Origin of the sequence: Thioclava atlantica (assembly GCF_000737065.1) — a bacterium.
GTDB classification, from domain to species: Bacteria; Pseudomonadota; Alphaproteobacteria; order Rhodobacterales; family Rhodobacteraceae; genus Thioclava; species Thioclava atlantica.
Window position 1 is genome coordinate 408,777 of the sequence record NZ_AQRC01000001.1, and the last position, 11,748, is coordinate 420,524.

The following is an 11,748-nucleotide window of genomic DNA, read 5'->3' on the forward strand; positions in this document are numbered from 1 at the left end:
CGCGTGGACAAAAGAAAACGGCCCGCGCGAGAGGCGCGGACCGCTGGTCAAGACCGTCTGCCGGCAATCAGAGCAGTTGCAGGTCCGAGGCCGAGGCGCGGCCGTCGCGACCGTCCTGCAGTTCGTACTGGACTTTCTGATTGTCGTTGAGACCCTTCAGGCCCGCACGTTCGACCGCAGAGATGTGCACGAACACGTCCTTGCCGCCTTCATCGGGGGCGATGAAGCCATAACCCTTGGTGGAATTGAACCATTTCACGGTGCCAGTGGCCATTACCGTCTTCTCCTTAGTAGTCTCCCGGCGCGTGATTGCGTCCGAGCCGTGCAGCCAGTCTCTTTCGTGTCTTCCGGCTGCCTTTTTCAGAAGCGAGGCGGTAAGAAAGTCTGCGAAACACGCAAATCAAGTCTGGCGCAACTTCGCGAAAAATCAATGACATTCCGTGAGGGGCGCAAGCCCCTCACAGGTCTGTGAAATTTCGGCTTCAGCCCTGTTTTGAAGCGATTATCCGCGCAGGTCGGGCGGGGTCGATTCGGCGCGCAGGTCCTCGATGACGGCGTCGAGCGCGACCGTGGAGGTGCGGTTCTCGCCCAGCTTGCGGACCGAAACCGTGCGCTCCTCGACCTCTTTCATCCCGATTGCGAAGATATAGGGGACCTTGCCGAGCGAGTGCTCGCGGACCTTGTAGTTGATCTTCTCGTTGCGGGTGTCGGCCTCGGCGCGGATGCCGGCGACGCGCAGCCTCGAAGTCACCTCGAGCACGTAATCGTCCGCATCCGAGACGATCGAGGCCACCACGACCTGACGGGGCGCGAGCCAGAGCGGCATCTTGCCCGCGTGGCTTTCGATCAGGATGCCGATGAAGCGCTCGAACGAGCCCAGCACCGCGCGGTGCAGCATGACGGGCCGGTGGCGTTCGCCATCCGAACCCACGAATTCCGCATCGAGCCGCTCGGGCAGGTTGGTATCGACCTGCAGCGTGCCGCATTGCCAGTCGCGCCCGATCGCGTCGGTCAGCACGAATTCGAGCTTCGGCCCGTAGAACGCACCTTCGCCCTCGAAGATCTCGTAATTGTAGCCGGCGGCCTTGCAGGCATTGCCAAGCGCAGCCTCGGTATAGTCCCAGCTTTCATTGCTTCCGATGCGCTTCTCGGGGCGCGTCGACAGCTTGATGCGCCAGTCGGTGAAGCCCAGATCGGCATAGATGCCCGAGAGGAACTTGATGAACTTCTCGGTCTCCACCTCGATCTGATCCTCGGTGCAGAAGATATGCGCGTCGTCCTGGGTGAAGCCGCGCACCCGCATGATGCCATGCAGCGCCCCCGAGGGCTCGTAGCGCGCGCAGGACCCGAACTCGGCCATGCGCAGCGGCAGGTCGCGGTAGCTCTTCACGCCCTGATTGAAGATCTGAACGTGGCAGGGGCAGTTCATCGGCTTGAGGGCGTTGACGGTCTTCTCGCGCGCGTGCTCCTCGTCGACCTCGACGATGAACATGTTCTCCTGGTAGTTCTCCCAGTGGCCCGAGGCCTCCCAGAGCTTGCGGTTGACGACCTGCGGGGTGTTTACCTCGACATAGCCATCCGTGCGCTGCTTGCGGCGCATGTAGTCCTGCAGCGCGGTGTAGATGGTCCAGCCATTCGGGTGCCAGAAGATCTGGCCCGGCGCCTCTTCCTGCATGTGGAAGAGATCCATCTCGCGGCCCAGCTTGCGGTGGTCGCGCTTGGCGGCCTCTTCCATCATCGTGACCCAGGCGTTCAGGTCCTTCTTGGTCTTGAAGGCCACGCCGTAGATCCGCTGCAGCATCGGGCGGGTCGAGTCGCCCAGCCAATAGGCGCCCGCGACATGGGTCAGCTTGAACGCATCTGCGGGCACTTGGCCGGTGTGCTGCAGGTGCGGACCGCGGCACAGATCCTGCCAGTTCCCGTGCCAATACATCCGGATATCCTCGCCGGGCGGGATCCGGTTGATCAGCTCGACCTTGTAAGGCTCCTCGGTGGCCAGGTAGTGGTCGATCGCATGCTTGCGGCTCCAGACCTCGGTCTTGATCGCGTCGCGCGCATTGATGATCTCGCGCATCTTCTTCTCGATCGCGCCGAGGTCTTCGGGGGTGAAGGGTTCCTCGCGGTCGAAATCGTAGAACCAGCCATTGTCGCGCACCGGGCCGATCGTGACCTTCACGCCGGGATAGAGCTCCTGAACGGCGCGGGCCATGATATGGGCGAGGTCGTGGCGGATCAGCTCCAGCGCGGGGCCGTCGTCGGCCATCGTGTTGATGGCGATCTGGGCGTCCTCGGTGATCGGCCATTGCAGATCCCAATGCGCGCCGTTGACCTGCGCCGAGATCGCTTTCTTCGCCAGCGACGGCGCGATCGAGGCCGCCACTTCGGCCGGGGTCACGCCCGCGGCGTACTCGCGCGAATTGCCATCGGGAAAGGTGAGGGAGATCTGGGACATGTCGTCCTCCTCGTCGGTTTGGCGCCCACGGAACGCCCGGTTGCGGGATATGTGCTGAAAGCCTTTTGCGAAAGCGCGGCGCGGCTGTCAATGGGGCAGGGAAGACGGAGAGGTCGCGGCGGGATGCGCCCCCGTCCTTCGCGAGGGCGGACCGGGACATTCGGACGCGGCCGAAGGCGTGCCGTGTTTCCCGTCGGGGCCGGTCAGTTATTCCGCGGCTGCGTTCGGCGCGCCCGAAGGAGGCCGCCCCTTGTTCCGGCATGAAAAAGGCGCCGTGCGGCGCCCTTTCGTCACATCTTGTTGAGTTTGCTCTGCAGATCCGCGAGCTGCTTCTTGATCGCGTTGAGTTCGGAGCGGTCGTCGCTCTTCTCGTCGCTTTCGGGCGCGGGCCCGGAAGACCCCGCGGTGCCCCAGCCTGCCATCATGTTCTGCAAGAAGGCCTGCTGCTGGCGCTGGAGCGCCTCGAAGCCCGGCATGTTCGCCATCGGGTTCGGCATCTTGGTCATGTTGTCGAGCATCTGCGAATGGCCTTCGCGGAGCATCTCGAAGCTGGCGGCCAGAAACTGCGGGACCACCGATTGCGCGGCCCCCGTATAGGAACGCACCAGATCGGTGAGCACATCGACCGGTAGGACGTTCTCGCCCCGGCTCTCGTGCTCGGCCACGATCTGCAGCAGGTATTGCCGCGTCAGGTCGTCTCCCGATTTCAGATCGACGATTTGCACCTCGCGCCCGTCGCGGATGAATTTCGCGATATCTTCAAGCGTCACGTAATCGCTCGTCTCGGTATTGTAGAGCCGGCGGCTTGCGTAGCGCTTGATCAGCAAGGGCTTTTCGTCTTCGGCCATGTGGTGCGATCCTCCCCGGATGATGCGGTCGCAGCGATTGTGAGACGCCGCGCGCGCAAAAGCAACAAAAGAAAAGGGCGCGCTTGACGCGCGCCCAGGGAGGTCCGCTGTCCCGGCGGGGAGGAGGAAGCCGGGAGCCGCGGGAGGAACTTATTTCGCGGCCGCGGCGGCTTTCTTGGTCGCCGAGCTCATGTCGGCGGTCGCCTTCTTGACGGTCGCGCTGGCCTCTTCCGACATGTCCTTGCCGGCAGCCATCATCAGCTCGACGGTTTCCATCTGCATCGATTTCGCGACTTCGGCGAAAGCGGCGAGGTTCTCGGCGGCCATTTCCGCGGCGGAGGAGGTGAAGTCGCTCATCGCCTTGGCGTAATCGGCCGGCTCTTCCTTGGTCTTGGCGAGGTCGCTCATCTTCGCGAGAGTGTCCTTCGTCCATTTCGAGGAGATCTCGGTCGACTTCTCGGCGGCGCCGAGCGCGACCTTGGTCATCTTCTCGCCGAGCGCGGCTTGCGACTTGAAGGCATCCTGGAATTTCGTCGTGTCGACGGGGAAGGACGCCATCATGTCCTGCATGATCTTGGTGTAGTCCTGGGTCTTGGCCATAACTTTGCTCCTTGGGTTGGGGCCCCCGAGGTGGGAACAACGGCCGGGCCCTTTTCGCTTACGTAACGTATATACATGCTGCAGCGCAGCATTTCAAGGAAAACTTGCTGCGTCGCAGAAAGGTTACAATCGGAGCGTGTGAAATCAGATCTTCACGATCTCGGTCACGTAAGTGCCCGGCGCGGCTGCAAGAACCGGATGCTCGCGGTCCCCGGGCTGGCGCGCAGGAACCATCTTGCCGGATTTCGCGGCGAGCCATTCTCCCCAGCGGGGCCACCAGCTTCCCTCGTTGAACTGGGCCGTCGCCTTCCATTCATTGGGATTCGCGACCGGCGCGGCCGAGGTGTAATGCCCGTATTTCTTCTTGCTGGGCGGGTTCACGATCCCGGCGATATGGCCCGACTCGGAGAGGATGAAGCTCTTGTCCTTCGATCCCATCTGCGCGACGCCGTTGAAGGAGGCGATCCAGGGAGCGATATGGTCGGTCTCGCAGGCGATCGCCATCAGCGGCACCTTCACATCCGCGAGGCTCAGCTTTTCGCCCAGAACCTCGAAGCCGCCCCGCGCGAAGAGGTCGCGCTGGCACAGCCCGCGCAGGTAATCGAGTGCCATCCGTCCGGGCAGGTTCGTCGAGTCGCCGTTCCAGTAGAGCAGGTCGAAGGCGGGCGGGGCCTCGCCCATCATGTAGCTGCGGATCGCGGGCCGGTAGATCAGGTCGTTCGAGCGCAGGAACGAGAAGGTGCGCGACATGAAATAGCTCGACAGCACCCCGTCCGCGGCGCATTGCCGCTCGATCCCGTCGACGAAATCGTCCTGCAGGAAGACGGTGAATTCGCCCTGATCCGAAAAATCGGTGAGCGTGGTGAAGAAGGTCGCGGAGTTGATCGACCGGTCCTTGCGCTTGTCGAGAAGCGCCAGCGTCAGGCTGAGGGTGGTGCCGGCGATGCAGTAGCCGACCGCGTTGATCTTCTTCTCGCCGGTGATCTGCTTCACCTGCTCGATCGCGGTCAGGTAGCCCTCCTCGACGTAATCGTCGAGGCCCGTCTCGGCATAGCTCCTGTCGGGGTTCTTCCAGCTCACCACGAAGAGGGTGAAGCCCTGATCCACGATCCAGCGGATCAGCGAGTTCTGCGGCTTCAGGTCGAGAATGTAGAACTTGTTGATCCAGGGCGGAAAGATCACGAGCGGCGTCTTGTGCACCGTCTCGGTGGTTGGCTTGTACTGGATCAGCTCGAACAGGCGGTTGCGATAGACGACCGAGCCCTCGGCGGTGCCGATATTCTCGCCGACCCTGAAGGCGTTCCTGTCCGCGAGCGTCACCAGCAGATCGCCGCGATTGGCCTCGATATCCGCGACGAGATTCTCGAGCCCCTTCACGAGGCTCTCGCCTTCCGTCTCGATCGCCTTTTCCAGGGCGTCGGGGTTCGTCGCGAGGAAATTCGTGGGCGACATGAGGTCGATGATCTGGCGCGCGAAATAGTGCAGCCGCTTGCGATCGGCCGGGGCCAGACCCTCGATCCGCTCCACGGCCTCCTCCACCCCTTTCGAGGCGATCAGATATTGCTGCTTGATGAAATTGAAATAGGGATGCGTGTCCCAGAGAGGGTTGGTGAAGCGTGGGTCGGACGGTCCGGGATCAGCGGGCGGCGCGAGTGCGCCCTTGGCCAGAGCCTCCTGCGCCTCGAGGTAATGCTTCATCGCATCGCCCCAGTAGTTCACCTGAGCCTCAAGCACCTTTGAAGGCTTCTCCAGCCATTCCTTCATGAAGGCGGCACTCGCGGACAGGTACAGATCCGCTCCGGGCCCCTCCAGCGCCGGGTTGATCGGGCGCTTTTTCGCGGCCGCCTCGACCATGCGCTGGGTGAGCTCTTCGATCCGGGCGAGATTTTCCTGCATTTTCTGCGATGCAGCAATTTTGTTCTCGTCCTCGGTTGTCATGAGTGACTTTCCTCCCTATTCTCCCGTGCAGCTTAGTCTTGCCGCCATCCTTGGGTAAAGCGGCGATTGCCAAGCGCCAGGCGCAGACCTGCCAGCCCTCCCGAGGAGTCACGATGAAGACAATCATGTCCTACGACCTGATGGAGACCTTCAGGAATACGAACGAGTGGATGGGAGCTTCGGCACGCGCCATGGCCTCCTATCCGGTCTGGGGACTGGCGCCGCACCCGATGTTCAAGATCATGTCGGCCTGGGGGCGGGTGACCGAGCGTTCCTTCGCGCGCATGGTGATCAAGCCCGACTGGGGGATCCATGCGGTCACGGCCGAGGATGGCCGCGATCACCTCGTCGAGGTCGAGAGCGTTCTCGACAAGCCCTTCGGCAGCCTGATCCGCTTCAACGTGCAGGGCCGCGAGCCGATGGCGCGCCGGATCCTGCTGGTTGCGCCTATGTCGGGCCATTACGCGACCCTTCTGCGCTCGACCGTGGCCTCGCTGCTTCCCGATGCCGATGTCTGGGTCACCGATTGGCATAACGCGCGCGACATTCCCGTCTCGATGGGCAAGTTCGATATCGAGGACTACACCCTTTACCTTGTCGATTTCATGAAGGCGCTGGGCCCCGACATCAACGTGATCGCGGTGTGCCAGCCCGCGCCGCTCGCTCTGGCCGCGACCGCCTATCTCGCCGAGGAGGAACCCGCGGCCCAGCCCCGCACGCTGACCCTGATCGGCGGCCCGATCGACCCCGACGCCGCGGCGACCGAGGTGACCGATTTCGGACGCCGCGTGACGATGGGCCAGCTCGAGCAGATGGTGATCCAGCGCGTCGGCTTCAAATTCAAGGGCGCGGGCCGTCTGGTCTATCCGGGCCTGATGCAGCTCGCCTCCTTCATCTCGATGAACATGGACAAGCACGCCCAGGCCTTCCAGGACAAGATCTGGAAGGAAGCGACGGGCGAGGGCTCCGATCATGACAAGCATTACCGTTTCTACGACGAGTATCTCGCGGTGATGGACATGACGGCCGAGTTCTACCTCTCGACCGTGGAGCGGGTCTTCAAGGGGCTCGAGATCGCGCAGAACCAGTTCGTGGTCGCGGGCAAGCCCGTCGATATCGGCAAGATCACCGCGGTGGCGGTGAAGACCGTCGAGGGCGAGAAGGACGACATCTCGGCGCCCGGCCAATGCGTGGCGGCGCTCGATCTGTGCACCGGCGTCCCCGAGTCGATGAAGCAGCAGCATCTCGAACCCGATGCGGGCCATTACGGCATCTTCGCGGGCTCGCACTGGCGCAACAACATCCGCCCGCTGGTGCTCGAATTCATCGACGAGAATGCCGACAACCCGGTGCCCGGCGCGAAGGTGCAAGCCGCGACCGTCACCCCGATCCGCAAGAAGCGGGTGAAACAGGCCGAAGCCTCCTGAGCGGCGTGGATCTGAAGACAAGGGCGCGGGGGAAACCTCGCGCCTTTTTGCGTTTCACGCGAGCAGAAGCGGCGCCTCCAGCCAGTCCCGCAGACCTTGCGTGACCTTCTCGGGCTGCTCCAGCGGGCTCAGATGGCCTGCGCCCAGGATCATCCGGTATTCGGCATGCGGCATCAGCTCGGCGAGGAACTCGTGCCGCCGGGGCGGGCAGATCCGGTCGAATTCGCCGCACATCAGCAGGGCCCGGACCTTCGAATTGCGCAAGGTGCGCTGCAGGTCGGGCCTGCGCATCAGCGCGCGCGACTGCGCGGCGAAAGCCTCGGGGCCGAGCGCCGCCGCCATCTCCAGAAGCAGGGCCTGCGCATGCGCGCGTTCGGGGCCGGGGGCGAGGGTTTCGGCGGGGATCTCGTCGAGCATCACCTCGTCGAGCCGCCCCGTGCGCGCGCCCACGATCCGGGTCTCGCGCATCGCGGCGACCTGCGGGGTTTCGGGAAGCGGCGAGACGTCGATCAACGCGATCTGGCTGACGCGTTCGGGCGCGCGGCGCAGGATCTCGATCGCGACGATGCCGCCCAGCCAATGCCCGGCCAGCGCGAAGCGGGCAGGGGCCTCCTCCAGCACCGCCTCGGCCATCTCCTCGATGCTGGTGCCCCGGAGCCGGGCCACCATCACGCTGCGTTGGGCGGACAATTCCTGGAGCGGGTGCCAGAACAGCCGGGCATCACACATGAAACCGGGCAGGAAGACCAGCGGGGCGCTAGGCATGGCTCGAAACCTCATTCACGGCGCTTAGGCGCTCTGTTGGGTCGAGTGTGCCGCAAGCCTGCGGGGCTGGCAAATCGAAAACCGGGGGCGCGGCTCAAAGCCGCTCGATCACCTCGCCGAGCGCGGTCTCGATCAGCGTCAGGCAGTCGGGATCCGAGAAGCGGTGATCCGCCCCTTTCACGAGGGTGAGACGCATATCCGGGCCCTCGGCATGATCGAGGAGCCGGATCGCGGTCTCGGTACTCACCGCGTCGTCGGCCGTGCCTTGCAGGAAGCGCGTGGGGAAGGGCAGCGCGAGCGGGGTGCGCAGGACCAGTCGCTCGCGCCCCTCGTTGATGAGGCGGCGGGTGATGATATAGGGCGCGCCATAATCCGAGGGCACCGCGACCGAGCCTTCGCTTTCGAGACGGTGGCGCGTCTCCTTGTCGAAGCTTGCCCAATAGCCGTCCTCGGTGAAATCGGGGGCCGCGGCGATGGTCACGAGACCGGCCACCTTTTCGGGATGTTCGCGCGCCATCAGGAGCGAGATCCAGCCGCCCATCGACGAGCCCACGAGGATCTGCGGCCCCTCGGTGAGCGCCGCGATCGTGTCGCGCGCATCCTCGAACCAGTCGCCGATCGCGCCATCCTCGAACCTGCCATCCGAGACGCCGTGCCCGGAATAGTCGAAGCGCAGGAAGGCGCGGCCCGTGCGCTTGGCCCATTCCTCGAGCGCGAGCGCCTTGGTGCCCTCCATGTCCGACTTGAAACCGCCGAGAAAGACCACGCCCGGCCCCGTTCCGGGGGTGCGGTTATAGGCGATGCGGCGGCCTTCGGGCGTCTCGAGATATTCGGTCATGGCGGCTCCCCTTCTCGGTTTGCCCCAACCTATCGGTCCATGCGCGGGGCCTCAAGACGCCCCGACCCTGCGCCGGGCGTGCGGCAGGCGGTTCCCGGCGAGCGGTTCCCGGCTCAGATTGCGTGAATTTCCTGCAGGTTTTGCAGTATCCGGCGATTTGCGGATATACATTTGCTGCCCGGCCCGCTAAGAAGGCGGCTTCCTCGTTGCGCGGGCAACCGTACGACCCTCTTACCTCCCCCTTGGATTCTCGACCTCATGATCACTCCCCTCTCCGCGGCGCTTGCCGAGCGCGGCTATGAAACCCTTACCCCCGTTCAGGAGGCGGTGACCGCGCCTGATCTCGGAAACGCGGACCTGCTGGTCTCGGCGCAGACGGGGTCGGGCAAGACGGTGGGGTTCGGCCTTGCCATCGCCCCGACGCTTCTGGGCGAGGACGATCACTTCGGCTCGGCCGCGACGCCGCTTGCCCTCGTCGTGGCGCCGACCCGCGAACTGGCCTTCCAGGTGATGCAGGAACTGCGCTGGCTTTACGCAAAGACCGGCGCGATCGTGAGTTCCTGCGTGGGCGGGATGGACATGCGCCAGGAGCGGCGCACGCTCGAACGCGGCGCGCATATCGTGGTGGGGACGCCGGGGCGTCTGAGCGACCATATCCGCCGCGCATCGCTGGATCTGAGCGACATTCGCGCCGTCGTTCTCGACGAGGCCGACGAGATGCTCGATCTGGGCTTCCGCGAGGATCTGGAATTCATTCTCGGCGCTGCCCCGGCCGAGCGCCGGACCCTGCTGTTCTCGGCCACCGTCTCGCCGATGATCGCCAAGCTCGCCGAGCAGTTCCAGCGCGACGCGCGCCGGATCTCGACGATCAACAAGGCCCAGCAGCACGCAGATATCAGCTACAAGGCACTGCGCGTCGCGGCCTCCGACAGCGACCACGCGATCTTCAACCTGCTGCGCTTCCACGAGGAGGAGAGCGCGATCGTCTTCGCCAATACGCGGGCGCAGGTGAACCATCTCACGGCGCGGCTGTCCAATCGCGGCCTGCCGGTGGTGACGCTTTCGGGTGAGCTCAGCCAGTCCGAGCGCAGCCATGCGCTTCAGGCGATGCGCGACGGGCGGGCCCGGGTCTGCGTGGCGACCGATGTGGCCGCGCGCGGGATCGACCTGCCGAACCTCAACCTCGTGATCCATGCCGATCTGCCGCAGAACACCGAAAGCCTGCTGCACCGCTCGGGCCGCACCGGCCGTGCCGGGCGCAAGGGTGTCTCGGCGCTGATCGTGCCGCCCCGGATGACAAAACGCGCCGAGCGTCTGCTGAAATTCGCGAAGATCAACGCCGAATGGACAGTCCCGCCCTCGGCGGACGAGATCATCGCGCGCGACGAGGAGCGGCTCCTGACCGATCCCGCCTGGCGCGAACCGATCACCGAGGATCAGGCGGCCTTCGCGCAGAAACTGCTCGAGCGGCACGGGGCCGAGGCGGTCGCCGCGGCTTTCCTGCGCCTGCACCAGTCGCGCCACGCCGCCCCCGAGGAGCTTCTGCCGCCCGATACCAAGGGTGTCTCCGAACGCAAGGAGTTCGGGCCGAGCCGTTGGTTCTCCCTCTCGGTCGGGCGCGATGACCGCGCGGAGCCGCGCTGGCTGTTGCCGCTGCTGCGCCGGGCGGCGGATCTCGAGAAAGCCGCGATCGGTGCGATCCGCGTGCAGCAGTCCGAGACCTTCGTCGAGATCGCGGAAAGCAGCGTGGCGCAATTCATGAAGGCAATTGGGCCGGACGGGGAGATATCGGACGGGATGACCGCCTCCGCGCTCGACGGGCCGCCCGACTTCGCCCGTGCCCCCCGCAAGCCCCGACCCGAGAAAGGGCAGCACCGGACCGGCCGCGATGGCGCGCCCGCGACCCGGAAGGATGGCTCGGAGCAGGGCAAGCCGTCCACGGGCGGGAAAGCTTGGACGAAACGGGACGAGCCCGGTCATGACGAGGCCAAACCCCGCCGCGACAAGGCGGGTTCGGCCGGCTGGCGCCCCGATGACGAGGCTGCACCCGCCGAAGGGCAGGGTCATGCGAAGAAGCGTGCGGCCAAATATGAACCCAAGCGCGGCCCGAAACCGGGCAAGAAACCAGTGACGAAGGGCAAGTTCGCCGCGAAGAAATCGGCTTCGAGCAAGCCTGCCAAGGGCAAGTCGGGCGAGGGGCGCAAGTTCTCCGCTCCCTCCGCTGACGGGCCGAAGCCGCCGCGCCGCAAGGGCTGAGATCACGCGAGAGCGCCGATCACGACCGCCCCGCATGGTCCCTGACCTTGCGGGGCGGAGCGCTCGTGCAGTGCGCGCCCCAACGGACGGGCACGCGGGAAAGATCAGATCAAATCACTTAACGAATGCCCTGGGCGAAGAATGATCGCGCAGGGGTTACCGGGCCGGTTCGATAGGGGGCCGGTTGGCGACCGGAGTGACCGGCAAGGCGCCGTGACGCAGCACCGTCGCCCCGGTGATCCGCGAGAGATACCCGGCGATCGCCTCCACGGCCGCTGACGTGTCGCCGTCGGGGATATGTGCGGCGATCAGGATCTTGCGCAGCTCATGCGCGCGCATGATGTAGGACAGCACATGGGCGATCGCGCAATGCTCGTCGGGGTCGCTGAGCTGCTCCATCTCATAGGTCAGGAACGAGGTGCAAAGCGGCGATGCCCCGTGGCGCGCGAGACGGTCCAGGATGTCGCTGCGCCCCATCCCGTTATGGGACAGGCATACCAGATGCGCCCGGTCCCCCTTGAGCGCCTGGGCAAGATCGCTGTCGAGATCGAGGGTGCAGCATTCGGGGTGAATAGCAAGGACGAGCGCCCCCTCGCTCGGGGACTGGATTTTCGGGTCGTGCAT

10 protein-coding genes are annotated in these 11,748 nt (G+C 64.9%); 2 read left to right on the forward strand and 8 right to left on the reverse strand.

The features are described 5' to 3' along the window. Positions 1 to 67: 67 nt before the first annotated feature. The 5 genes from DW2_RS01985 to phaC all read right to left on the reverse strand — a co-directional run bounded on the left by DW2_RS01985 (position 68) and on the right by phaC (position 5,838). Positions 68 to 274 carry a cold-shock protein gene (locus tag DW2_RS01985; protein WP_038143029.1) on the reverse strand — a complete coding sequence of 69 codons (207 nt, stop codon included), beginning with the start codon at positions 272 to 274 and terminating at the stop codon, positions 68 to 70. Between the two features lie 228 nt (positions 275 to 502). Continuing rightward, on the reverse strand, positions 503 to 2,452 hold the full coding sequence (thrS, locus tag DW2_RS01990; protein WP_038143030.1) for a threonine--tRNA ligase: 1,950 nt from the start codon (positions 2,450 to 2,452) through the stop codon (positions 503 to 505). 290 nt (positions 2,453 to 2,742) lie between these two features. After that, the gene (gene phaR / locus DW2_RS01995) at positions 2,743 to 3,300 is read right to left on the reverse strand and encodes a polyhydroxyalkanoate synthesis repressor PhaR (RefSeq protein WP_038143033.1); all 558 of its coding nucleotides are present in this window, start codon (positions 3,298 to 3,300) and stop codon (positions 2,743 to 2,745) included. A gap of 150 nt (positions 3,301 to 3,450) precedes the next feature. Further along, the gene (locus tag DW2_RS02000; protein WP_038143035.1) at positions 3,451 to 3,900 is read right to left on the reverse strand and encodes a hypothetical protein; all 450 of its coding nucleotides are present in this window, start codon (positions 3,898 to 3,900) and stop codon (positions 3,451 to 3,453) included. 144 nt (positions 3,901 to 4,044) lie between these two features. Next, positions 4,045 to 5,838 (reverse strand): class I poly(R)-hydroxyalkanoic acid synthase, encoded by a 1,794-nt coding sequence (gene phaC, locus DW2_RS02005; protein ID WP_038143038.1) that lies wholly within the window; start codon positions 5,836 to 5,838, stop codon positions 4,045 to 4,047. Between the two features lie 113 nt (positions 5,839 to 5,951). Here phaC and phaZ point away from each other — a divergent pair, with 113 nt between their 5' ends. Next, a complete protein-coding gene (gene phaZ, locus DW2_RS02010) occupies positions 5,952 to 7,265 on the forward strand; it encodes a polyhydroxyalkanoate depolymerase (RefSeq protein WP_051855144.1) in 1,314 nt (437 codons plus the stop codon). A gap of 54 nt (positions 7,266 to 7,319) precedes the next feature. Here phaZ and DW2_RS02015 read toward each other — a convergent pair whose 3' ends face one another. Next, positions 7,320 to 8,030, reverse strand: coding sequence for an alpha/beta fold hydrolase (locus tag DW2_RS02015; RefSeq protein ID WP_038143041.1), 711 nt, complete (start codon positions 8,028 to 8,030; stop codon positions 7,320 to 7,322). Between the two features lie 94 nt (positions 8,031 to 8,124). Further along, positions 8,125 to 8,868: an alpha/beta hydrolase gene (locus DW2_RS02020; RefSeq protein ID WP_038143043.1), complete on the reverse strand. Its 744-nt coding sequence runs from the start codon at positions 8,866 to 8,868 to the stop codon at positions 8,125 to 8,127. Positions 8,869 to 9,126: 258 nt separating this feature from the next. Here DW2_RS02020 and DW2_RS02025 point away from each other — a divergent pair, with 258 nt between their 5' ends. Continuing rightward, positions 9,127 to 11,124: a DEAD/DEAH box helicase gene (locus DW2_RS02025; RefSeq protein ID WP_038143046.1), complete on the forward strand. Its 1,998-nt coding sequence runs from the start codon at positions 9,127 to 9,129 to the stop codon at positions 11,122 to 11,124. A 156-nt stretch (positions 11,125 to 11,280) separates the two neighbouring features. On the opposite strand, the gene DW2_RS02030 is transcribed toward DW2_RS02025, so the two are convergent. After that, a complete protein-coding gene (locus DW2_RS02030) occupies positions 11,281 to 11,748 on the reverse strand; it encodes a hypothetical protein (protein ID WP_156102850.1) in 468 nt (155 codons plus the stop codon).